20 protein-coding genes and 1 tRNA gene are annotated in these 23,429 nt (G+C 55.5%); 10 read left to right on the top strand and 11 right to left on the bottom strand.

What is annotated here, in order from left to right:
* Positions 1–23: 23 nt before the first annotated feature.
* On the bottom strand, positions 24–2,423 hold the full coding sequence (locus DWX63_RS02685) for a glycosyltransferase (protein WP_117563880.1): 2,400 nt from the start codon (positions 2,421–2,423) through the stop codon (positions 24–26).
* Between the two features lie 75 nt (positions 2,424–2,498).
* Positions 2,499–3,692 (bottom strand): DUF4422 domain-containing protein, encoded by a 1,194-nt coding sequence (locus DWX63_RS02680; RefSeq protein ID WP_158559596.1) that lies wholly within the window; start codon positions 3,690–3,692, stop codon positions 2,499–2,501.
* Positions 3,693–3,831: 139 nt separating this feature from the next.
* Here DWX63_RS02680 and rfbA point away from each other — a divergent pair, with 139 nt between their 5' ends.
* The 5 genes from rfbA to DWX63_RS02655 all read left to right on the top strand — a co-directional run bounded on the left by rfbA (position 3,832) and on the right by DWX63_RS02655 (position 8,543).
* The gene (gene rfbA / locus DWX63_RS02675; RefSeq protein ID WP_117767276.1) at positions 3,832–4,731 is read left to right on the top strand and encodes a glucose-1-phosphate thymidylyltransferase RfbA; all 900 of its coding nucleotides are present in this window, start codon (positions 3,832–3,834) and stop codon (positions 4,729–4,731) included.
* A 95-nt stretch (positions 4,732–4,826) separates the two neighbouring features.
* Positions 4,827–5,264 carry a DUF4869 domain-containing protein gene (locus tag DWX63_RS02670; RefSeq protein WP_117842731.1) on the top strand — a complete coding sequence of 146 codons (438 nt, stop codon included), beginning with the start codon at positions 4,827–4,829 and terminating at the stop codon, positions 5,262–5,264.
* 9 nt (positions 5,265–5,273) lie between these two features.
* On the top strand, positions 5,274–5,771 hold the full coding sequence (locus DWX63_RS02665; RefSeq protein WP_199411070.1) for a hypothetical protein: 498 nt from the start codon (positions 5,274–5,276) through the stop codon (positions 5,769–5,771).
* A gap of 185 nt (positions 5,772–5,956) precedes the next feature.
* Positions 5,957–6,976: a dTDP-glucose 4,6-dehydratase gene (gene rfbB, locus DWX63_RS02660; protein WP_117842730.1), complete on the top strand. Its 1,020-nt coding sequence runs from the start codon at positions 5,957–5,959 to the stop codon at positions 6,974–6,976.
* Positions 6,977–7,088: 112 nt separating this feature from the next.
* On the top strand, positions 7,089–8,543 hold the full coding sequence (locus DWX63_RS02655; protein WP_117842729.1) for a sugar nucleotide-binding protein: 1,455 nt from the start codon (positions 7,089–7,091) through the stop codon (positions 8,541–8,543).
* 37 nt (positions 8,544–8,580) lie between these two features.
* On the opposite strand, the gene DWX63_RS02650 is transcribed toward DWX63_RS02655, so the two are convergent.
* The 3 genes from DWX63_RS02650 to DWX63_RS02640 are packed head-to-tail and all read right to left on the bottom strand — an operon-like array spanning position 8,581 to position 12,912.
* Entirely contained in the window at positions 8,581–10,992 is a 2,412-nt protein-coding gene (locus DWX63_RS02650) for a YfhO family protein (RefSeq protein WP_117842728.1), read from the bottom strand.
* Positions 10,976–11,944 (bottom strand): glycosyltransferase family 2 protein, encoded by a 969-nt coding sequence (locus tag DWX63_RS02645; RefSeq protein WP_117842727.1) that lies wholly within the window; start codon positions 11,942–11,944, stop codon positions 10,976–10,978. The genes DWX63_RS02650 and DWX63_RS02645 overlap by 17 nt, the downstream gene beginning before the upstream one ends.
* Positions 11,945–11,949: 5 nt before the next feature.
* Positions 11,950–12,912 carry a glycosyltransferase family 2 protein gene (locus DWX63_RS02640; RefSeq protein ID WP_117842726.1) on the bottom strand — a complete coding sequence of 321 codons (963 nt, stop codon included), beginning with the start codon at positions 12,910–12,912 and terminating at the stop codon, positions 11,950–11,952.
* Here DWX63_RS02640 and DWX63_RS02635 point away from each other — a divergent pair.
* The 5 genes from DWX63_RS02635 (at position 12,911) to DWX63_RS02615 (ending at position 17,746) form a co-directional block, all read left to right on the top strand.
* On the top strand, positions 12,911–14,839 hold the full coding sequence (locus tag DWX63_RS02635) for a DUF6020 family protein (RefSeq protein WP_158559595.1): 1,929 nt from the start codon (positions 12,911–12,913) through the stop codon (positions 14,837–14,839). The genes DWX63_RS02640 and DWX63_RS02635 overlap by 2 nt on opposite strands.
* Positions 14,840–14,928: 89 nt before the next feature.
* The gene (locus DWX63_RS02630) at positions 14,929–15,774 is read left to right on the top strand and encodes an ABC transporter permease (RefSeq protein WP_022094778.1); all 846 of its coding nucleotides are present in this window, start codon (positions 14,929–14,931) and stop codon (positions 15,772–15,774) included.
* Positions 15,775–15,785: 11 nt separating this feature from the next.
* A complete protein-coding gene (locus DWX63_RS02625) occupies positions 15,786–16,553 on the top strand; it encodes an ABC transporter ATP-binding protein (protein ID WP_006236046.1) in 768 nt (255 codons plus the stop codon).
* Between the two features lie 54 nt (positions 16,554–16,607).
* A tRNA-Arg gene (locus tag DWX63_RS02620) sits at positions 16,608–16,684 on the top strand.
* 75 nt (positions 16,685–16,759) lie between these two features.
* Positions 16,760–17,746, top strand: a complete 987-nt coding sequence (locus DWX63_RS02615; protein ID WP_117842724.1) for an acyltransferase family protein — start codon at positions 16,760–16,762, stop codon at positions 17,744–17,746.
* A 40-nt stretch (positions 17,747–17,786) separates the two neighbouring features.
* Here DWX63_RS02615 and DWX63_RS02610 read toward each other — a convergent pair whose 3' ends face one another.
* The 6 genes from DWX63_RS02610 to aroC form a co-directional block, all read right to left on the bottom strand.
* The gene (locus DWX63_RS02610) at positions 17,787–18,785 is read right to left on the bottom strand and encodes a translation initiation factor 2 (RefSeq protein ID WP_117842723.1); all 999 of its coding nucleotides are present in this window, start codon (positions 18,783–18,785) and stop codon (positions 17,787–17,789) included.
* A complete protein-coding gene (locus tag DWX63_RS02605) occupies positions 18,785–19,234 on the bottom strand; it encodes a DUF4869 domain-containing protein (RefSeq protein ID WP_117646372.1) in 450 nt (149 codons plus the stop codon). The genes DWX63_RS02610 and DWX63_RS02605 overlap by 1 nt, the downstream gene beginning before the upstream one ends.
* A gap of 131 nt (positions 19,235–19,365) precedes the next feature.
* Positions 19,366–19,803 carry a type II 3-dehydroquinate dehydratase gene (aroQ, locus tag DWX63_RS02600; protein WP_117842722.1) on the bottom strand — a complete coding sequence of 146 codons (438 nt, stop codon included), beginning with the start codon at positions 19,801–19,803 and terminating at the stop codon, positions 19,366–19,368.
* A 99-nt stretch (positions 19,804–19,902) separates the two neighbouring features.
* Complete coding sequence (locus DWX63_RS02595; RefSeq protein WP_117842721.1) at positions 19,903–21,141, bottom strand: shikimate kinase; 1,239 nt, start codon at positions 21,139–21,141, stop codon at positions 19,903–19,905.
* Complete coding sequence (locus tag DWX63_RS02590) at positions 21,142–22,287, bottom strand: bifunctional chorismate mutase/prephenate dehydratase (protein ID WP_117842720.1); 1,146 nt, start codon at positions 22,285–22,287, stop codon at positions 21,142–21,144.
* Positions 22,288–22,330: 43 nt separating this feature from the next.
* Entirely contained in the window at positions 22,331–23,428 is a 1,098-nt protein-coding gene (gene aroC, locus DWX63_RS02585) for a chorismate synthase (RefSeq protein WP_117842719.1), read from the bottom strand.
* Between the last annotated feature and the right edge of the window lies 1 nt (position 23,429).

The following is a 23,429-nucleotide window of genomic DNA, read 5'->3' as shown; positions in this document are numbered from 1 at the left end:
ATGATATAAGCATCATAGCGCTTTTAAATTTGATAATACAAATTCCCGCTGATGATGTTGCTGTTTATATACGGATCGCCTTTCACGTAATATTCTGGCCATAGGTAGTTGAGCAATGAGTATTCCCTATGGAACCTCATTTTCTTTTCGTCGCTGATTTCATAGCCTCGCGATAGCGACTCATAATGATACAGCTCGGTGTCGGGTGTATATACAACAAGATAGTTGTGACTTCTCACTTTGAGGCAATAGTCAACATCATTAAAAGCAACAGCCAGCTCTTCTCTAAAGCCACCGACTTCGTCGAATACAGCTCTCTTAGTCATGAGGCATGCTGCAGTTACTGCGCTTAGATCTTGCGTGCGGTCACATAGATTGAAGTAGCCCCAATTACCTCTGGGGTAGTCTTTTCCAAGGTGGCCGGCTCCAATTCCTCCGATACCGACGCCCGCATGTTGCAAAGTATTGTCGCTGTAGAAAAGTCTTGCGCCAACAATGCCAACTTCTTTTCGTGAACAAATGCCCAGCATGTTTTCAATCCAGTTTGGGGTTAGAACTTCTGTATCGTTGTTTAACAAGAGAAGGTAATCGCCCTTTGCTTTGCTAGCGCCAAAGTTCATCAGTTTTGAAAAATTGAATTCTGCACCCCAATATTCGATGCGGATCATATCGGGATAGCATTTTTCTAATTCAGAGTAGTACTCGAATGTTTCTGGGTTCTCGCTGTTGTTTTCAATGATGACGATTTCGTAGTTATCGTACGTCGAGCGTTCAATGATCGACTTAATGCACGTATCGAGAACAGAGGGATGGTCCTTTGTCGGAATAATGATTGATACAAGTGGATGACTATCTGGAACTGCATAGGTAACTTTATAAGTGAAGGGGTCGTTTCCACGGTAAACCTTTGCGGAAACATCAAGTCTGTCCAAATGGGCCTGTACGGCTTTGACGCCAGCATCCCATGCATATAGCTTTGAGTTCGGGTCACCTGCAGTTGAGTTTTCGGTCATTCTCCAGTGGTACAGAATTTTAGCCACGTGTACCACATTTCGTGCGTTTTCTATCGCCTTAAGCGTCAGGTCATGGTCTTGGGCTCCATCGTACTGCTCGTCGCCGTACTCCAGAGAATCGAATAGTGTCTTTCTGATTGCAAGAAAATGGCAAATATAATTAACGCTTCGTAGTAAATCGATGCTTAAATCTGGCTTAAAGAATGGGTCACCATAGCTGCCATTGGCAAACAGTTTGTCTTCGTCGCAGTAAATGAGATCAGTATTGTTTTCAGCATTAATTGCATGCGCATATTCATAAAGCGCCGCGGGCTCAAGAGTATCGTCGTGGTCCAAGAAGCAAATGAAATCTCCATTCGCTTCTTTTGTTCCGGCAAGAGTATTTTTGGAAATGCCGGAATTGCTCGCTAGCTCTATCACCTTAATGCGAGCGTCATTATTCTTAGCGGTTTCGATCATATCCACAAGCGCACTGTTATCTGGGCTTGCATTGACCAGCACAAGCTCCCAGTTCGCATAGCTCTGTTTAAGAACTGATTCCACCATTTCCCTGAACAAATTATCGGGTGTGTTGAATAGGGGAACGACGATGCTAAACAAAGGCATTTTCTTGAAGGTAACCATCGATTGTTTTTCGAGCATCGCCGAGCTTGCCTTGTGTTGTTCGAGCCATTTTGGATATGCAGATGGATCAATCGAAATAGGTTGCATCTTCGATGTGGTTAAAATGCGCAGCCTTTCGAGCTCTTCGTTGTCCACAACAGCGAAGCTGTTAAAGCTCGGGTGATTGTCATCTTCGATTGTGAAGATTAGCCTATTTGTGCTATTTGGGATTCGGACCGAGTATTGAATCTCGCGCCGTTTTTTATTGGGGGCAAACCACAAGGGAATCGTAATGTCATCGGTGGTGATCGGCTCGATCTCAATTCGATTCATCGAAGTATCGAAGCAGCTGATGGCTATTTTGTTGTCGTTGCGCTGAGGAAGTTTTACTGAGCAGCGAAGAATGGCCTCATCTCCATCTTCGATAAACTCGTGAAAACGCATGCTTGCTACATCCAAGTCATGCTTATCGTCATAGTTCCTAATGGAATGGGACAAATCATTCTTAATTTTGTAGTTTAATCTTGACGCCCATTTTGCCGTGCCAAAGCTGATTTTAATGGCATCGTAGGCATATTGCGCATTCAAATCATTAATCTGAATATCGCAATCACCAGTTCCGAGGTCGGGAAGAACTATGACGTATTGATTGTTATTTGACTCGTATGGATAGATTGAGCTTGGTATTGTCGTTCCGTCGCTCTTTGCTGCTGTCACCTGAATATTTGATGCATCTGTCTCAACATTCTTTAGAAGAACGTACACCTTCCCGCTTCCGCGGCAAATGCAATCCATGTTAATTTTCATTTCAATTTACCTTTCCGTTGCACTGAAGATGTCTGTGCTATTTCACTTTGATCTAGGGTTTATTCTTACATTGAATTAGCCCAGTACGGGTAGCCTCTCTATTCTTTCTTGGTATCGGATGCGCGCTGCTGTAATTCGACGTTCATGCCATGTGGCCGTAGTCGAATTGCTTTGCTCGTCTAGCGGATGAATGTTTTCATACCCAATTGGATGCATATACTCTTTAGGATTCGCTATATACATTTGCGTTGCTTCGAGATTTCCACTGCACTTACTTCTTAAATCGGGATTTCCATTCAGAAGAGAGCCAATAGAAAAATGAGGATGCGCAACTCGATGTTCGTTAATGCCGATTGCAATGAAATGTTCCAGCGCTCCATGGGGGTCGTCTTTATATCTATCGAATAGATCCTCGTAATGATTTACATAAAAGGAATAATCAAATACAGATGAATAGTCTGCTCCGTTAAATATTGCATTCGTAGAGCAAGCGCACGTAAGTTGAGGTCTCCTTTGAGGCCACGCGCTTTGATCGATCGTGAGGGCCTCTTTATTTATTGGGTTAAAGATGCGGCATTCATAGCATCTTATGTCTTCCTTTTTAAGGAAGACATTGAATAGTCGTTCTGAGATAAAGCCAGGCATCCTTTGTTGATAGCTATCGCGACCACTTATATAGTCAATTCGCTTATCAAGTTGTTTTTCAATTTTGAAAAGCCACTTACAATATCTGTCCATCAGTTCCTTTTTACAAATAAACATATTGCATGGCGAAAAAGAGCACTCCTCACAAATTGCTTCATCAAAAGCATCCAAGTAGCCAGGGCATTTCGTCCTGATGATTTCCCTTGCCTGTAGCAGATCTGTCGAAGAGTGGATCATTCTATACTGCTCAGCAACAGTGATTAAGTTGCACCCGATTGAGCTTGTGCAGGGTTCTTTGGCTGCAACAATGCAGTCATGCTTGGTAAGAATGTTCTCAATTTCATAGTCTCTGAGCATCTGCTTCGAGTCGTTGGGGGACTCAAATGCCCTTCGATAATGCGTGAGCCCAACTATCGACTCAGGAGAATTCTTCCATATCCAATAGAGGCCGGTAAGCTCACAGTAGTGCTTGTTTTTCTGGGAAATATTATCGCCTTGATCGTCGTACAGCCATCCAGCTTGTCGATTTTTCGTTGGAATGGAGCTTGCCCCGACGAAGAGCGGCTGGTAAGGCGCCTGTGCATCAATGTCAAAGTGCTTATGGGCTGCGATGTAAATCTTCACTGTTCCTGACGCTCTTTCCGTGCCGAGGCAATTAGATGCCCTGTTCAATGGGTATCGCTCATATATTTTTAATTGATATGACCGATAGAGTTTATTATATAAGTCGTAACAAAATGAGTTATATGACACGGAGGACTACATGAAAGGCATCATCCTCGCCGGCGGGTCCGGCACCCGCCTGTACCCGCTCACGCTCGTGACCTCCAAGCAGCTGCTGCCGGTCTACGACAAGCCCATGATCTACTACCCGCTGTCCACCCTCATGCTGGCTGGCATCCGGGACATCCTGGTCATCTCCACGCCGACGGACCTGCCCAACTTCGAGCGCCTGCTCGGGGACGGCTCGCGCTACGGCGTGAACCTGTCCTACGCCGAGCAGCCCTCGCCGGACGGCCTGGCGCAGGCGTTCACCATCGGCGAGGAGTTCATCGCCGGCGAGCCGTGCGCCCTGGTGCTCGGCGACAACATCTTCTACGGCAACGGCCTGTCGCGCCACCTGACGCGCGCCGTACAGAACGCCGAGTCGGGGAGGGCCACGGTCTTCGGCTACCACGTGGACGACCCCGAGCGCTTTGGGGTCGTGGAGTTCGATGCGCAGGGGAGGGCCGTCTCCATCGAGGAGAAGCCCGAGTGCCCCAAGAGCTCCTACGCCGTCACCGGCCTGTACTTCTACCCGGGCGACGTGGCCGCCAAGGCGCACGAGGTCGAGCCCTCCGCCCGTGGCGAGCTGGAGATCACGACGCTCAACCAGATGTACCTGGAGGAGGGGACGCTGTCCGTGGTCACCCTCGGCCGCGGCTACGCGTGGCTCGACACCGGCACCATGGAGAGCCTGCACGAGGCCGCGGAGTTCGTCCGCGCCGTGGAGCACTCCCAGGACCTGCCGGTCTCGGTCCCCGAGGAGATCGCCTGGGAGAACGGCTGGATCACGACCGCCGAGCTGGAGGAGGCGGCCAAGGCCTACGGCAAGTCGGTCTACGGGCAGCACCTGAAGAAGGTCGCCGCCGGCGAGATCGTCAACAGCCCGCGCGAGTACTAGCGCAAGCTTGTTTTCTTTTAGGGGTCACCGTTTATCTGGTGGCCCCTTTCGTTATGATTACGTTGACCATAAAGACAATATGATTGGGAGTGGATGTGTTAAGCGTCTTCTTTGGCGATATGCCAGAAGCGATTTACAACACAGCGACATATTTCAAAAACTCTTACCGGTCTTCTTGGATTACGGATCCCTATGCAGTCTCGATAATTAAAGATGTTGATCGATCGGATGTTGTTTCCGAAAACGTCATCGAAAGCCCTGTGCTTGGATCCATCTCCCCACTCCAGCTTTCTGGTGGCGTGAAAACGCTGCTGCTTATGAGATTTGATCGTAAGCAAATTTATAACGCTTCTACCTGTGGTGACAACTGTGCCAAGTGGATTCTCGACATGGCGAAAGACCGCAAACTTGTTGTGAATCTCTATCATGTGATGGACTTTGGTCGCGAGGATTTTAAAATTAAAGTCGTGAATAGCGGCCGAATCGTTCACAACATGGCCGAATTGATTCACGAGTCGATTCCGTATCTGTAGGTACTGCTTATGAACGGTTCGCATCTCGTTAAGATTTCCCGCCGCAGGGGAACCAAGTACACATTTACCATCAAGCGGAACATCACTATTGTGCGTGGCGATTGCGGCACGGGTAAGACGACACTGTTTGACATGGTCGCAGACTACATGCGAACGGGCGAGCAGTCGGGCGTTTCCTTGCAATGCGATTGTCCCTGTGTCGCCCTGACCGATTATGATTGGCGAAACCAGCTTTCGTCCGTTCATGACTCGATTGTATTTGTCGATGAGGGCTTAAAAGTGATCCATTCTGATGAGTTTGCCCATCATGTGCTGTATTCCTCGAATTATTTCGTGCTGATCTCAAGGGCTGATTTCCCCAATCTTCCGTATAGCGTGGATGAGATTTACAAGATTAAGACGAGCGGAAAATACCATTCTTTCGTCCCTGTTTATCAAGATCGCGGGAATCATCGTTATGCTATTTCCCGGTCGGCGCCAAAACAGGACATTACTTACGTGAAATAACTGGGGATTCGGTTTTTCACTACGACAAAGACTGCATTCCGGAGGCGTTTTGTACAGGAGGTAATTCTGCGAAGGTTATGGCTCTTATCGCATGCCGAAATGTCCGATAGTTTTGTTGAATAGTGTCGCGGCGTCACTTCCTGCGGCATACTAAAGAAGCTATACATGCTTCAGATTGGATTTTCATGTCTGAGATTTTTGAACCCCACAACATCATCGTCACGGGCGGCTGCGGCTTCATCGGCAGCAACTTCGTGCACTACGTGGTCAACAACCACCCCGACGTGCACGTGACCGTCCTGGACAAGCTGACCTACGCCGGCAACCCCGAGAACATCGCCGGTCTGCCCTCCGACCGCGTGGAGCTCGTCGTGGGCGACATCTGCGACGCCGCTCTGCTCGATAGGGTCGTCCCGGGCCACGACGCCATCGTGCACTACGCCGCCGAGAGCCACAACGACAACTCCATCGCCGACCCCGAGCCGTTCCTCCGCACCAACGTCGAGGGCACCTTCCGCCTGCTGGAGGCCGTCCGCAAGCACGGCGTCCGCTACCACCACGTCTCCACCGACGAGGTCTACGGCGACCTGGCACTCGACGACCCGGCCAAGTTCACCGAGGAGACGCCGTACCACCCGAGCAGCCCGTACTCGAGCACCAAGGCCAGCTCCGACATGCTCGTGCGCGCATGGACCCGCACCTACGGCCTACGGACAACGATCTCCAACTGCTCCAACAACTACGGCCCCTACCAGCACGTGGAGAAGTTCATCCCCAGGCAGATCACGAACATCATCGACGGCGTCCGCCCCAAGCTCTACGGCCGCGGCGAGAACGTCCGCGACTGGATCCACACCGAGGACCACTCCTCGGCCGTCTGGGACATCCTGACCAAGGGCCGCACGGGGGAGACCTACCTCATCGGAGCGGACGGCGAGAGGGACAACATCACGGTCCTGCGCATGATCCTGGAGGCCATGGGGCGCGACCCCGAGGACTTCGACTGGGTCGCCGACCGCCCCGGCCACGACCGCCGCTACGCCATCGACAGCACGAAGCTCCAGCGCGAGCTGGGCTGGAGGCCGGCCCACACCGACTTCGCCGAGGGCCTGAAGCAGACCATCGGCTGGTACGTGGAGAACGAGTCCTGGTGGCGACCGGCCAAGGAGACCACCGAGGCCCGTTACAGGGCGCAGGGGCAGTAGGCCCGGATTCCCGGACGTTTACCTTTTCGAGCGCCCCTCGCGGTGCCGCAGGGCATGGGGATGATCCTGCGGCACCGCGAGGGGCGCCCGCAACACGATTGGAATTAACCACATGGCTGACATCGAATTAGAGAAGGACCTGAAGGTCGCGGAGACCGGCATCGAGGGCCTCAAGGTCGTCGACCTGGCCGTCCACGGCGACTCGCGCGGCTGGTTCAAGGAGAACTGGCAGCGCGCCAAGATGTGCGCGCTCGGCATCCCCGATCTCAAGGTCGTCCAGAACAACATCTCCTACAACGACAGCCGCGGCGTCACCCGCGGCATCCACGCGGAGCCCTGGGACAAGTTCATCTCCGTGGCCCGCGGCTCGGTCTTCGGCGCATGGGTCGACCTGCGCGAGGGCAGCGCCACCTACGGGAAGGTGTTCACCTGCACGCTCGACCCGTCCAGGGCCATCTACGTCCCGCGCGGCGTGGGCAACAGCTTCCAGGCGCTCGAGGACGGCACCGCCTACACCTACCTGGTGGACGCCCACTGGTCGCTGGAGCTCAAGAAGACCTACACCTTCGTGAACCTCGCCGACCCCGAGCTCGCCATCGAGTGGCCGATCCCGCTCGATGAGGCCACCGTCTCCGAGGCCGACCTCAACCACCCGATGCTCAAGGACGTCGTCCCGATGGCGCCGAAGCGCACCCTCGTCACCGGCTGCAACGGCCAGCTGGGCCATGCGGTGCGCGCGCTCGCCGAGGAGCGCGGCGTGGCGAAGGACTTCGACTTCTGCGACATCGACACCTTCGACATGTCCGACCCGGACGCCTATTCGCAGTACGACTGGTCGCTCTACGGCACGGTCATCAACTGCGGCGCCTACACGGCAGTCGACAGGGCCGAGACCCCCGAGGGCCGCGTGACCGCCTGGAAGGCCAACGCGACGGGGCCCGCCCTTCTCGCACGCACCTGCGCCGGGTACGGCATCACCCTGGTCCACGTATCCTCCGACTACGTCTTCGACGGCACCGCCGAGGTCCACACGGAGGACGAGCCGTTCTCCCCGCTGTCCGTCTACGGCCAGACCAAGGCCGCCGGCGACATCGCCGTGGCCGGGTGCCCGCACCACTACATCATGCGCTCCAGCTGGGTCATCGGCGAGGGGCACAACTTCGTGAAGACCATGAAGGCACTCTCAGACCGCGTCGCCGACCCGGACGACAAGCTCGAGCAGGTCACCGTGGTCGACGACCAGCTGGGCCGCCTGACCTTCACGCGCGACATGGCCGAGGCCATCTTCCACGTGCTGGGGACGCACGCCCCCTACGGCACCTACGACTGCACCGGATCCGGCGCGGTGAAGTCCTGGGCGGACATCGCACGCGCCGTCTTCGAGGCCGCCAACGGCAACGGCGAGAAGGTCGTGCCGGTATCGACCGCCGACTACTACGCGAGCGCCGAGGGCCCCGTCGCACCGCGCCCGGTCCACTCCGCACTCGACCTGTCCGGGCTCGAGTCGGTCGGGTTCCACATGCCCGACTGGGAGGAAGAGCTGGGGGAGTACCTCAAGATGCTCTAGCCGCTATTAACTTTTCGAGAGTAAAAGCCGCCGCTTGTTAACGGCGGCTTTTCTTATGCCTGGCGTATAGCCCCGCTGCAACAAGGGCGACGGTGGTCGCCAGACTCACTGCAAGCCCCGCAAGGGCACCCGGAGTCTTGTAGGTCATCACGATCCTATTCGCGCCTTTCTGCACGTTCAGGGACGACAGGCCCTTATCGGCGGCGGGCGTTAGTTCTGCGGCGGTTCCGTTTACCGTTACGTTCCAGCCCTCATCGTACGGAACGCTCAGCAGCAGGTTGCCGTCTTCCTTGGCGGTATACTCGCCTTCGATTCTTCCGTCCTCAAAAACTGTCGGAACAAATTCGCTCGTCTTAAGCTCGTTAATAATCTGCTCGAAAACGTCCAGATCGAGGGCGTAAAAGACCGGCTCATTGTCTTGGGGCATGTCTGTATAGCCCTCCGCGACTCCGATTGACACCGTATGCTGGCTCGGGGCGTCCGATGCATCCGCAATCTGGCGGATATTATTGTCGAATCTCCAGGCCTCGTTTTCGATCGTTCGCTGGTCGATGGTAAGGGTGACGGGCCAATAACTGCCGGCAGTCGTATCTTTGTTGATGTAGAGATACCCGATGGAGCTTGCCGGTACAGTAACGCTCCATTGCTTTAAGCTATCGCTATTCTCCGTGCTCGTGGCCTCGATCTTGGTATAGAGCTTGACCTCGCGGCCTAGGATTTTGCTGTAGAGGTCGTTCTGCTTTTCGAAGGGGTTCTCGTTTTTCAGCGTGCTGTTTTGGATATCGCTTGAGGCTGCAACGCCAATGCTGAGCGCATAGGGGTTCTCGTACACCGCGCTTGTGGAGTCGACCTGATTCGTCTTGGTCGAAACGTATCCCGCAGGCGCGTTCTCGGGAATGGCATACTTGACTCCCAGTAGGGCATCGACGGCAAGAATGGGCTCGGCATAACGGGTCGAGAATTCGCCGACGCTGCTGTAACCAAGGGAGTTGAGCAATGTAATTGCCTGCGGGTTATTGGCGGACGAATAAGAAGATAGCTGGTTATACCCTAGTGCCAGGCCTTCGTTTAGAGCGGCACTATCGGCTCGTGTGGTTGTACGATCGATGCGGTAGAACGGAGCTGAATCCCGTTCTGTAGTGGTAGCGATCGTGTTGGTTGCGGTGGCTACATAGGCCCTGTTGGTATTTTCGGAATAGCCCGCGTAGAGCTGGTTCCATACTACATGAGCGTTGGCAAACAGTTCAATAGCGGTGAGCGCCAGGAGTGGCAAGATGACGGCGGGGCGATAGGCTTGGCGCAATTTAGGTTGATCCTTGAGGATCTGCAGGGTATAGCCCGCAGCCCACAGCGCAAAGAAGCTCAGCAAAAAAGCCGTGCGCGAGTAGAAGCCGTTGGGAACGCGCATGCCGCACCAGATGTACTCGAGCGGGCTCAAAACGGAGCTTGCAACCAGGATTATCGTGACGACGAGTGTTGCGATGCGCGTCTTGATTGAAACCGTGCGGTTAACCAGCAGGCTCACCGCAAGCAGCATCATGATGATGCCGCAATAGAACTGAGGTGTGCTTTCGTTGCTTACCCACATGCAGGGAAGAAAGCCCCTGATGAGCGACTTGAGGTTGGTTTTAAGTAGGGGGCCGAGTGCTAGAACGGGACCGCCCTTGGACATGGCAAGGATGGTCGGCAAAAAGGTCCAAGCGGACAGAAGCAGTCCGAGCGCGATAGCCCCGGCGAATCGCAGGGCCCGATCGAGCATGAGCTTCCAGCTAAATCCTTCTTCTGCAACATAATCGACAAATTCAACCAGTACGAAGATGCAGAGGAACAGGATGCTAATGTAGGCCGTATACCAGCAGAACATGACATTGAGCGCCGTTGCGATGACGAGGCGGATCATGCGCTGCTTGCGGATGAGCTCGTGGCATCCGTAGGCGCAGATGGGCAGCAGGATCAGGCAATCGATCCAGAGCGGGTTGCGCAGGTTGCTGATGGTCCAGCTACAAAACGTGAACGAGAGGGAAAGCAGGAATGCTGCGGGCTTGGGTAGGTCAAAGCGCTTTTGCACATACCAAGCGCCGCTGATGTGGATGCAGCCCAGTTTGAGCGCGGAGATAACAAGCACGAAGAGCGTCAGCTTGTCTGCGGGAAACAGCACGCAGAGCAGGTTGAAGGGGCTGCCGAGGTAGTAGCTATAGAGCCCCCATGTGTTCATGCCGAGTCCCTGTGAGAAGGAATAGCGAAGGTTTGCCTCGCCTAAAAGGACGCGGCGAAACCACGCGAAGAAGTCGATGTATTGGTATTTGAGATCGTTGGTGAGAAACGAGTTGTCGCCAAAGGGATAGACATGTCCCGCCGCTGCAAGTGCGACAAAGAGTGCGACGGAAAATGCGAAGCAGGCGGCGTAGAACGCCACATTCTTGAGCGTGCTGTTATTGGGCCGTGTCATCAGATTCCTCGTTGGATTCTCGAATGATATAGATGGGACGTCGCTTGGTTTCCAAGTAGGCTTTTGCCAAGTATTCACCTATGATTCCCAGGCACAGAAGCTGCATGCCGCCAAACAGCGTTATGAGGCAGGCGAGCGACGGCCATCCGCCGACGGGGTCGCCCCAGACAAGCGTCTTTACTAGGATGACGACGAATCCCAGAATAGCGATGAGGCAGAAGACGATACCCGTGAGGGCGGCGAGGGATAGTGGCGCCGTGGAAAACGCGACGATGCCGTCGATGGAATAGAGGAGCAGCGACCAAAAGCTCCATTTGGTCTCACCGGCCACGCGGTTGACGTTTACGTAGGGGAGCCATTTGGTCTTGAAGCCGACCCAGCCGTAGATGCCCTTGGAGAATCGATTGTATTCGCCCATGGAGATGATGGCGTTGACCATAGGTCGCTTCATGAGCCTAAAATCGCGTGCTCCGTCGACGATATCGGCCTTGGAAATGCGGTTGATGATCTTGTAGAACATACGGGCGCAGAACGACCTGATGGGAGGCTCGCCTTCGCGGGTGGTCCTGCGTGTGGCGACGTTATCGTAGTCTTCGGTTTGCAAGATCTCGTACATCTGCGGCAGGAGCGAGGGCGGGTCCTGCATGTCGGCATCCATGGTGGCGACATAGTCGCCCTTTGCGTGCTGGAGTCCGGCGAGTAGTGCCGCCTCCTTGCCAAAGTTGCGCGAGAAAGAGTGCCAGCGGATGGCGTATGGATGCGCCGCCGCAGCTTCTGCCTTCATGACGGCGAGCGTTTTGTCTGCCGAGCCATCGTCGATGAGGACGGCTTCAAAGGAGATGCCGGGGTCTTGCCGGGTCATGATGCGAACGACGCCATCGAGCTCTTTGAGAAAGATCGGAAGTGATTCCTGCTCGTTGTAACACGGCACGACGATGGAGATGAGCGGCATGTGACTTACCTCTCGTTTTTATTTGCGCTGGAGGGAATGCTGCAGCCATATGTGTTATACACGTTGACCTCCCACTGTTTACGCTCAACCTTTGCAACGGAATCAAGGATAAGCCCCGTCGCGAGACTCAGGCCACAAAGGAACATGAAAGATGCGGCGAGCATTGCGGTGGGGAAGCGGGGGACGAGACCGGTCTGGAAATATTCGACGACGATGGGGATGCCCAGGGCGAGGCCGATAATCGCAAACAGAAGCGCGACCAGGCTGAAGAATTTGAGCGGACGGTAGTCCTTGAACAGCGTGCCGATCATCGCAACGACTTTAATGCCGTCGCTCACGGTATTGAGCTTGGACTCGGAGCCTTCCGGACGGTCGCGGTACTCGATGGGCACATCTTTGATGCGCCAGCGGTGGTCGACGGCGTGGATCGAGAGCTCGGTTTCAATCTGGAAACCCTCGGAAAGCACAGGGAAGGTTTTAACGAACGGGCGGCTCATGGCGCGGTAGCCGGTCATGACGTCATCGAAGCTGTAGCCATAGATCCACTTGATCATGGCGCGAACTAGGTTGTTGCCAAAGCCGTGGAAAGCACGCTTGTTTTCCTCGGCGTAGGTGCCGTTGGAAAGGCGGTCGCCTACGGTCATGTCGGCCGCGCCGTTAAGGATGGGCTCGCAGAGGGCTTTGGCCGCCTCGGCGGGATAGGTGTCGTCGCCGTCGACCATCAGGTAGCAATCGGCGTCGATGTCGCGAAACATCTGGCGGCACACGTTGCCCTTTCCCTGGCGGGGCTCAAAGCGGACCGTGGCGCCGTGCTCGGTAGCGATGCGTGAGGTATCGTCCGACGAGTTGTTGTCATAGACATAGACCGTCGCTTGCGGAAGCTCGCGGTGAAAGTCGTCGATGACTTTTCCGATGGTGACTGCCTCGTTGTAACAGGGGATAATAACGGCAATCGTTTGCTCGGCCATGAAGGTTCCTTTGGTCGCGTACAATCGAATCGTTTGTTTCGTGGTTAGGATGGGCGCATTGATTCGAGAGTTCAGGTTATTAGATGTGACACGTGCTGTTTTGCTGTTTGCAGCAAGCATCACTACGGTGACGTATTGTAGTGGTTCCTTCGACCTGTTTCCATCTGTCTTGGCATGTGTTGCGATAATCGCATCATTGGTTAATTTCAATAAGTTTGCGTGCAGGGATTTTGCATTTCCGTCTGTTGTTGGTAGAGCTTGCTGCTTAGTGATTTCCCTTGTATTTTCGTTTGTTCTTGTGCTGGGAGCGCATATTCGCGTGACAGAACCGGTGATTGCCGGCGGGATTTACGAGAACTATATTGAGCCGTATTCCGCGATTGATTTTGTTGCTTTTTGGGTGATGTCGGCGCTGGTCTTTTGGGTCTTGTCGGTGCTTGTTCAGCTGTCTTGTAGTTGCCGCTGCTGTGTTTTCTGCGAAGACTCGCCACGGGCGAATGATGGTGACTCGTCCATTCGATTCCTATCTGTTGCGGTCCGTGCTCTAGTGATATTTCTTTTATATCTGCCGTTCTTCCTGAGGTATTTTCCAGGCCTGTTTTTTGGGGATACCTTCTCGTCGTTTGCTCAGATTATGGGGTGGAACCCTTTGAGCAACCATCATCCGGTTGCATTCACCATGATGATGGCTGCTTGTATCAAAATTGCAGGCCTCATGGGGATGAGCCCTTCGGTGGGCGTTGCCTTGCTAACGGTGCTTCAGATGGCCTGTGTTGCCAGCACGTTTGGCTATCTTTCAATTTGGGTGACTTCTCGTTTGGGGGTCTCCTCTCGCTGGTCTTGGCTGCTCGTAGTCTATTTTGGCTTGTCACGGTATTGCGCTCTATATTCTGTGGCGCTTTGGAAAGACCCGTTGTTTTCCTGCTGTCTTGTCTTGATGGTGACCATGCTTGCCGATGCCGTCACGGGAAAGGATTCCCGGTCGAGCGCGTTGCGTTTGCTCGTTTTTGGTGCCCTGGCGTTGGGCGTTATGCTTCTACGGAATAACGGTTTGTATATTTGCGTCGCGCTATTCGTGGTACTTGCGATAGTTGTTGCTTTGGACCGGCTCGGCTGCGTTGCCCCGATGAAGTCTGCCTCTCGTTTGGCCGTATCTCTTGGATTTGCGCTTGTCACATGCTTGGTTATTACGGGGCCCGTGTACTCGGCTATGGGCGTTGTTCCATCGGAGGATGTTGAGTCAGTGGGTATTCCGCTTGCTCAGATGGCTCGCGTTGCCGCGCTCGATGGCGATATGTCCGAGTCCGACCGTTCTTATATGAACGAGCTGCTTCCGCTTGATCGTTACAAAGAGGTGTATCTTCCCAGCTGTATCGATCCGCTTAAATGGAATGAAGACTTTAATGCGGAGCGTTTAAAGGATGAATTTTGGACCCATTGGGCCTCGATGCTTTCGCGTAGCCCTTCGATATACTTTGAGGCTTGGGAACTGCAGACGTTTGGTTTTTGGGCCCCAAATGTAAAGGGCGCTGACGGTCTGCCTGAAAACTTTCTCATGGGCGTTCCGTATAACCTTGTGGCCGACGCAAAGGCTTCTACGGGAGTAACATTTCGCAACTTGCTTGCACCCCTCGGCGATGGTGTCGATGTGGCGATTGGATTGAGCGCTTGGTCTATTTCTGGCGCCGTTGTCTTTTGGTTGCTTATGTTTTCGGCAGTTCTTTTGGTATCGCGTGGGCGTTCGCGTTTCGCATTGCCGCTTTTGCCTTTTTTGCTGTTGTACGGAACGCTCTTTATTGCGAGTCCTATTTGGTATTGGCCTCGTTATATCGTGGCTGCTCAATTTGGTCTTCCTGCCGTGCTTGTGGTTGTCGCTCGCGGCATGCTGTCTGGTGAAAGACGTTCCGAAAATGATGTTGTGGGATAGTTTTCCAGTTTCGCAACGCCGCCTTATGGCGTTGAGGGCGGGTTTATACTGTTCGCTTGTCAACGATTACGAGTAAAGGAGTTGCATCCGTGTCGGATCAGACAAAGCAACAAGAAACTCGCAGTCTGCCTGCGACGTTTGCTAAGAACGAATTTGAGAAGGATGCGTTTATCCTTCGTCAGCTGGTTACCAAGGATTTTAAGATCAAGTATCGCCGTAGCGTTCTGGGTGTCGCATGGTCGGTGCTCAATCCGTTGCTGATGATGATCGTCATGGCCATCGTGTTCTCGACGATTTTTGGCCAAGGCCGCAATGGCTCAATGACGCCCGAGATGTACCCGCTGTACTTGATCGTGGGTAACATTACCTTTGCCGTCATGTCCGAGTCTACGAACCAGGCCCTGACGTCTATCGTGGGCGCTGCCCCTCTGCTCAAGAAGGTTAAGGTGCACCGCTGGGTCTTCCCGGTGCAAAAGGTGCTCTTCTCGCTGGTCAACTTTGCCTTCTCGCTGGTCGCCGTCGCCATCGTCATGCTGTGGTTCCGCGTTATGCCTTCTTGGCACCTCATTCTGCTGCCGGTTTGCCTGCTGCTGCTTATGTGCTTCTGCATGGGCCTGGGCATGATGCTCTCTGCTCTTACGGTCTTTTTCCGCGACGTTATGCATCTATGGAGCGTCGTCATTACGGCGTGGACTTACATTACGCCCATCTTCTGGACGACTGACTATATTGCGCAAATGCCGCATCTCGTGCGTATCTTGATGTATGCGAACCCCATGTTCAACTACCTGCAGTTTATGCGCGATATCTTTCTGTTTCAGACTACGCCCTCGCTCATGACGTTTGGTATGTGCGTTGCCTGGGCGGTTCTTGCGCTTATTATTGGCTACACCGTGTTCCATAAGTCCGAGCGCAAATTTATCCTCTACATCTAAGGAGTGCTGTGATGACTGAATCTGTTGTTGATTACAGCGAGCAGCCTCTGGCTGTCGAGGTCGACGACGTCACCATGATCTTTAACATGGCGTCTGAGTCGCTGACCAACCTCAAGGAGTACTTCATCAAGCTCGCCAAGCACGAGTTGTTCTTTGAGGAGTTTAGGGCGCTTAAGCATATTTCGTTTGATATTCATCGTGGCGAGGTCGTGGGTCTGGTTGGCACCAATGGCTCCGGCAAGTCTACGATGCTCAAGATTATCGCTGGCGTGCTTGAGCCAAGCGAGGGCAGCGTTAAGGTGCACGGTAACATCGCGCCGCTGATTGAGCTTGGTGCCGGCTTTGATCCCGAGCTGACCGCCCGCGAGAACATCTATCTGAACGGCGCCCTGCTCGGCTATACCAAGGAGTTCATCGACGCCAACTTTGACGGCATTATCGAGTTCGCTGAGCTTCAGAACTTTGTCGACATGCCGCTTAAGAACTTCTCCTCGGGCATGGTTGCGCGTATTGCCTTTGCAATCGCGACGATTACCGAGCCCGATATTCTGATCGTTGACGAGACGCTGTCCGTCGGTGATGTGTTCTTCCAGCAGAAGTGCGAGGCCCGCATCCAGCACTTTATCCAGAGCGGCGACGTGACGGTTCTGTTCGTTTCGCACTCCATGGAGCAGGTTGAACGCATCTGCCAGCGTGCCGTTTGGATTGAGAAGGGTGACCTTCGCATGGACGGCCCGGTCGATGAGGTCTGCAAGGCGTACCGCGAGCAGTTCAACTAGGTTATAATTACTTGCGCCTGACAGGTTTGCGCTTGCTTGGGCGTGCGGTTATTTGCTCCATTAGCTCAGTTGGATAGAGCAGGGGACTTCTAATCCCAAGGTCGACGGTTCGAATCCGCCATGGAGCACCATCATTTATTAAGCCCGGACCGCTTGGTGGTCTGGGCTTTTTTCATCTTGCGTGCTGCGGTTTTGAAGGGTTCGCCATGGGAAGTAAAAGGCTCGACTGGATAGATATTGCAAAGGGGATTGCAATGATTCTGGTCATTGTGGGGCACACCGTCCCAAATCCTTCTCCCTTGCGGCACGCGATCTTCTCGTTTCACATGCCGGTGTTCTTTATTCTTGCCGGGTATACGTTTAGGCCGAAGCCGTGGCGCGAGCTGCTGAGTGGTTCGGTGTCGCGCCTGCTGGTGCCGTATGTGGTTCTTGCACTGGCGTGGCAGGTGCCGACGTTCTTGATGAGCGGTGTTTCTTTGACGAGCGGTACGCTGGTTGCGGGGCTTAAGACGCTTGTGTTTGCCTCAGGCGTTGATGTGCCTCGGCTTGGCGTTGCCGCCGTTGGCATGGCATGGTTTTTGGCGGCGCTGTTTACGTCGCGCCTGTTGTTTAATGCGCTCGTGCGGCTGTTTGATCGCCGCGGGATCGGGGTTGTTTGGCAGGGCGTTGTCTGTGCCGCGATTGCCTTTTGCGGATTGAGCGTGTCTCGATTAATGGGTGTTTACCTGCCGCTCGATATGGATCTGAGCTGCTATATCTTGCTGCTGATGTGGGTTGGCTATACGGCGCGCCAAAAGGGGCTGGAGCCGAGCGTGAGCAAGCCCCTGCTGTTTATTGGAGCCGGTGTCGCTTGGCTTGTCCTTGCCGCGCTGAGTGGGCTTGAGCTTTCGAGCCGCCGCGTGGATGGGTTTGTGGTTGCGACAGTTGCCGCTGTTGCGGGTAGCTACTGCGTCTGTTGGGTTTCGATGGCGTTGGAGAAGTTGAAAGACGTGCCGGTTTTGGGGTCCTTTGAACAAGCCCTCGTGTTCTGCGGACAGGCCAGTCTTGCCATCTTTGCAATCCACGCGGTCGATTGGTTTATTCCTTGGCAGACGATGCCGCTGCTTATGACGCTGCCAACATCGTGGCTCTTTGCATCAATCGTGCGTTGCGCCTGCGATATCGGCCTGGCATACGTGATCAGGAAGGCGTAATTAAAAGTGGGGAGGACCAAGTTGGTCCTCCCCACTGCCATTATGCCTTCAGACACTCGGGCAAGACGCTTGCAACTGCATCCATCGCCTGCGGCTTTAGGTACTGCTCGTTGAGCCGTGCCTTTCTGTAGACGTAGCGAGTGTCTGCCGAGTACTTGATCAATACGTCGGTGAAGAACCGCTCCCAGCTCAGGTAGTCGCGGCTTTCGATATAGCTTGAGGGATCCTCGAGGATTTTTAAGATATCGTTACTGGGAATGAGGCCAGATTGCAGGAGTGTCCACTCGAATGATTCGGGGAGGAACAAGCGTACGTTCTTGTAAACGCGCTGTCCGAGCACCTTTTCGATGTAGGGACCAAATGCTGCTCCGTCTCCAATAGCAAGGATGTTTTGCTCGGGACATTCGTGAATCGTACGTTTTAGATTCGCAACGCCGGTGGCGGAATAGCAGGGGATCCCGAGTCGGTTGCAAAGAGCGTTGTAGAATTGATAGCCAGATTTGCTGTCCTCGACAACTACGGCGTCGGGTATCTCGAATCCAACATTTAGGTCCTGGTAAAGCATGTTTGCTGTGTGGCTGTATATCGGTTTTGTTACCGAGTAGAAGCGTTTATCGCTCTTTCGACCATTGATTGTTTTACTCGTGGTGTTTACCAGCTTTAGGATTTCGTCGACACTGTAGGGGAACTCGCTGGCATCTCGACGAGATATCAGAACAAAATAGTTGGACGACCCGTTAACGGCTTTTGCGAAGTCTTTTGAGTAGATAAATTCGTTGCCCTCATCTAAAAAGATTATTGAGTCCTCGATAATCGAAAGCTCGCGCTTCCAACGTCTGCCGGAAAGCGTTTCGCAGGGCACGTCGCAGCTGAGTGTAACGCCGCTTTCCTGTCCTCGGTCGTTGTAGTCGCGAATCATCGAGATAAGCGTCGTTTTGCCCGTGCCGCTGTTGCCGCGAATGAAGGAAATGTTGCGTTTAAAGGTGAGTGTGTATTTGACCTTTGCACGCTCTACGACAACGGTATGCGTTCCCTTCATTACTCATCAACATCCAAAAAGTCATTCGTGGCGCCAACAAACTCCTGCATGTTTCTGACGATGCGGTTATCGTTTTCAATGCGGATTTCAAAATTCTTCCAGGGGAACTTCATGATGTGGTAAAGGGTCACCAGCACATCCTGCTCTTTGCCGATCTTGAGTAGCCAGCGGGCACAGTTGTCTCCGCAGGTAGATGCGTTGAACACCATATTTGGGAGATTGCGTACTAACAGCAGCGTCTTGACGCCGCCGGACAGTTCGAGTGGGGTGATTGAGCCCAGCTGCTTGCTTACGATGTTGTGGGGGCCGATGAGCTCTGATCCGTCCACGCTTTTAATAATCTGTGCGGCCATAGGATCTTCGAACCATGAGTCCAAGTATGAGTTCCTAAAATAGGTTTCGGTATCGTAGATAGAACCGGGGTAATCCCCCAGATGGATGCTTAACATGCGCGTCTCCAGACGTTGTGTGACTGCAACGATTATATGCTAGTAATAAAGTGCCGCCAGTAGCGAGGTTGCTGCTGGCGGCACTGGCTATATTAGCGTGCGAATCGGCGTTGATGGATTTGCTCGCGAAGCTACTTTTCGAGACGCTCTTTCAGCAGCTCCAACGCGTGGGCATACCCCTGCAGGCCTTCGCCGGTGATGGTGGCGAAGCAGGCCAGGCGGGCGTAGCTTACCTGGCGGAAGTCCTCGCGGGTCTCGACGGCGCTGATGTGGACCTCGACGGCAGGGATGGCGACGGCTTTGAGCGCATCGAGGATCGCCACGCTCGTGTGCGTGTAGGCCGCCGGGTTGATGACGATGCCGTCGACCTTGCCGTAGGCCTCCTGGATCTTGTCGACGATGCTGCCCTCGTGGTTGGATTGGAAGACCTCGACCTCGTTAAAGCCCTGCGTGGCGCCTGCCTCCTGGCAGATCTGGACCAAACGGTCGTAGTTATCGCTTCCGTAGATGCCCGGCTCGCGAATGCCGAGCATGTTGAGGTTGGGGCCGTTGATGACGAGTGCCTTCATGGTTGCTTCCTTTGCAGTTGGTTGGCGTGGCTGGTCTTGCGATCTTCGGCGTTTGCCCAGATAAAACCTGCCAAAATAAACCTGTCCCTTTTTGGCAGGTTAGAGGGTCTCGACGATGGCGGCCGCGGTTTTGGCGGCGCAGTCGCGTGAGTCGATGATGTAGTCGGCCCAGGAGCGGTAGCGCGGCATGCGCTGCTCGGCGAGCTTGTCGATGCCATCGCGCGCCGTGATGGGGCGGCCCTTGTGGGCGAGCTCGTCGAGCTTGCGGTTGAGCATCACGATCTGGCTATTCTGGTGCAGCAGCGGGTAGTTCTCGTCGCGCGTGACCACGCCGCCGCCGGTGGAAAGCACCAGGCCGCTGCGCTTGGAGATGTCGGCCAGCGCCGCCGTCTCCTGTTCGCGGAACGCCGCCTCGCCGCGCTCGACGATAAAGTCGGCGCAGGGCATGCCCAGGCGCTCCTCGAGGGCGCGATCCAGATCGATGTGCTCTCGCCCCGTGAGCAGGGCAATCTGCTCGCCCACACGGGTCTTGCCCGAGCCCGGCATGCCGATCAGCGCGATGTTCTGTTCGCGGCGTGACAGGCGCTCCGTTACGTCCAGAATGCGCTCGCGCGGAGTGACCTGGCCGGTGTAGCGCTCAACGGCTTGCGCCGCCTGGGCCACGAGCATGAGCAGACCGCCGATGCAGGGGATGTCGCGGCGCTCGGCCTCGAGCATGAGTCCCGTGCGAGCGGGGTTGTAGACAATGTCGATAACGCCCTCGAGCGCATTGAGCCCCTCGAGTGTGCAGGGGGCGTCGGGACAGTGGGGGAACATGCCGGCGGGCGTGCAGTTGACGAGCAGTGCGGCGTCGGACTGCTGCGCGATGTTGTCGTAGTTGACTTCGCTCGTGCGGCCGACCGGCACGACGATGGCGCCCAGGTCGCCGAGCACCATGCTGGCAGTGGTGCCGGCGCCACCGGTGGCACCGAGCACGAGGGCCTTCTTGCCGGCGACCTCAACGCCCAGCTCCTCGACTAGGCACTGAAAGCCGAAGTAGTCGGTGTTGTCGCCGCGCAGGCGGCCGTCGGGCAGGCGCGTGATGGTGTTGACGTTTCCCATACGCTCGGCGAGTGGACTCAGCTCGTCCAGGTATTCCATGACGGCGCGCTTGTAGGGGATGGTCACGTTGGTGCCCTCCCATTCGTCACCCGTCATAAAAGCCTGGAGGTCCTCGGGCTCGCGCTCAAATCGTACGTACTCGAGCCCCGCGAGCTCCTTGTAGATGGTCGGGGTGTAGCTGTGGCCCAGCACGCGGCCCAGCACGCCGTAGGGCCGGGTTGCGGCGACATCGGTCATCTAGAGCACCTCCGTGTAACTGCCAAAGAAGGTGAAGCTCTCGCACACGTCGTCGATGGAATCGAGCAGGTCATCGAGGGCCTTGCTGCCAAAGGGGCAGTCCAGGTCAAAGTAGAACATAAACTCAAAGTCGTGCCCGGGGATGGGGCGGCTCTCGAGCTTGATGAGGTTGATATTGAGCGCGTAGAAGCGCTCGAGTACGCGATAGAGTGCGCCCGGCTCGTTGGCCGTGGTAATCATGAGCGAGGTGCGGTTGGCGCCGGGGTAGACGCGTGGCTCGCGGCTGATGACGACAAAGCGCGTGTAGTTGTTGTCCGAGTCCCGGATGTTGGGCTCCAGTACCTCCAAGCCGTAGAGTGCGGCGCAGCTGCGCGATGCGATCGCGGCAACATCGGTGCGTTCGGAGCTGGCGACCATCTCGGCCGACATGGCCGTGTTGGGGTACTTGGTGGCGTGCAGGTCGTGCGCCTCGATAAAGCCGGCGCATTGGGCAATGGCCTGGCCGTGGCTGTAGACCTCGTGCACGTCCGCAAGCTTGGCGCCGGGCTTGACGAGCAAGTTGTGGTCGATTTTGAGGCGAAGCGAGCGCACGATGTGGAAGTCGAACTGGGCGAGCAGGTCGTAGACGGCGTTGACTGAGCCGGCGGTGGAGTTCTCGATGGGCAGCACGCCAAACTCGCAGAAGCCGTCGCGCACGGCGCGCATAACGCCCTCGAAGGTCTCGAAGAACGCAATGTCGGGCACGTCGAAGAGCCTGCACGCGGCAATTTGGCTATAGGCGCCCTCGACGCCCTGGCAGGCGACGCTAGCCGTCTGGGGGAAAGGCGTGTCAAAGGCTGCAGCCGTGGCGTGGGCCTTTTGTGAGACGGTGATGCCCTTGAGCTCGTTGATGTAGCGCTGCTGCTCGGCCTTGCTCATGCTCATGAGGAGACGGAACAGGGTGATGGTCTGCGCCTCGTAGCGCTCGGGCGCGCGGCTGGCGAGGTTGTTGAGCTTGGAGCGCTCACGGGCGGGGTCGAAGACGGCCTTGCCCATCTCGATTTTTGACTTGGCGACCTCGGTGGCAATGTCCATGCGCTCGACAAAGCTGTTGAGGAGCGTGGTGTCGATGCCATCGATGGCCTGGCGGATGTCAGCAAGGTCCATGGAGACCCCTTTCACGTGTCGGGGGATGTTGAGGGGTGGGTAGTTAGCGCTGGGCGGCGTCTTCGAGGAGGGCGTCCCAGATGGCAAGGGCGGCGGCTGCCTCGGCTACGGGGACAGCTCGGGGGACGATGCAGGGATCGTGGCGGCCGTGGACCGAGAGCTCGGCATTTTCCATAGCGTCCATGTCCACCGTCTGCTGCTCGCGGCCAATGGAGGGCGTCGGCTTTACGGCCATGCGCCACATGACGGGCGCGCCGGTCGAAATACCGCCCAGGATGCCGCCGGCGTTGTTGGACTCGACCTCGATCTCGCCGGTCTCGGCATCGATGCGATACGGATCATTGTTCTCGCTGCCGCGCATGGCGGCCACGGCAAAGCCCATGCCAAACTCCACGCCCTTTACGGCGGGAATGCCAAACGCGATTTGCGCGATGCGGTTCTCGATGCCGTCGAAGATGGGGTCGCCGATGCCCGCGGGAAGCCCGTAAATGCCGCACTCCACGATGCCGCCGATGCTGTCGAGTTCGTCGCGCGCGGCTAGGATCTCCTCGCGCATGCGGCCGGCTGCGGCGGCGTCAATGCAAGGAAGATCGTTCGTTAGGATCGCCTTACGGTCGGCCTCGCGATAGACCATGTCGTCCATCGGCAGGTCGGAGATGCCGCCGATCTGCGCGACGTGCGCCATCACGTTAATGCCGCGGGCCTCGAGTGCCTGCAGCGCAATGCCGCCGGCAATGCACAGGGGTGCCGTTAGGCGGCCGGAGAAATGCCCACCGCCGGCGACGTCGTGCATGTTGTGATACTTCACGCGCGCAGGGAAGTCCGCATGTCCCGGACGGGGCTTGCGGCGCAGCTCAGAGTAATCCTTGGAGCGCGTGTTGGTGTTCTCGATAATCGCGGCTATAGGTGCGCCAGTGGTGTGCCCATCGACCACGCCGGCAATGATATGCGCGGCATCGGCCTCGCGGCGCTTGGTCGCGGTCTCGTCGCGGCCGGGGGCGCGACGGTTCAAAAAGGCCTGCAGCTGCTCCTGATCAACGGCAATGCTCGCCGGGACGCCATCGAGCGAGCAACCGATGGCGGGGGAGTGCGACTGGCCGAAGATGCTTAAGTGCAAGACGTTGCCAAAGGTCGAGGACATG

Source organism: Collinsella sp. AF20-14LB (assembly GCF_003459505.1).
In the GTDB taxonomy this organism is placed as follows: domain Bacteria; phylum Actinomycetota; class Coriobacteriia; order Coriobacteriales; family Coriobacteriaceae; genus Collinsella.
This window is presented reverse-complemented; position numbering and strand designations above follow the sequence as displayed.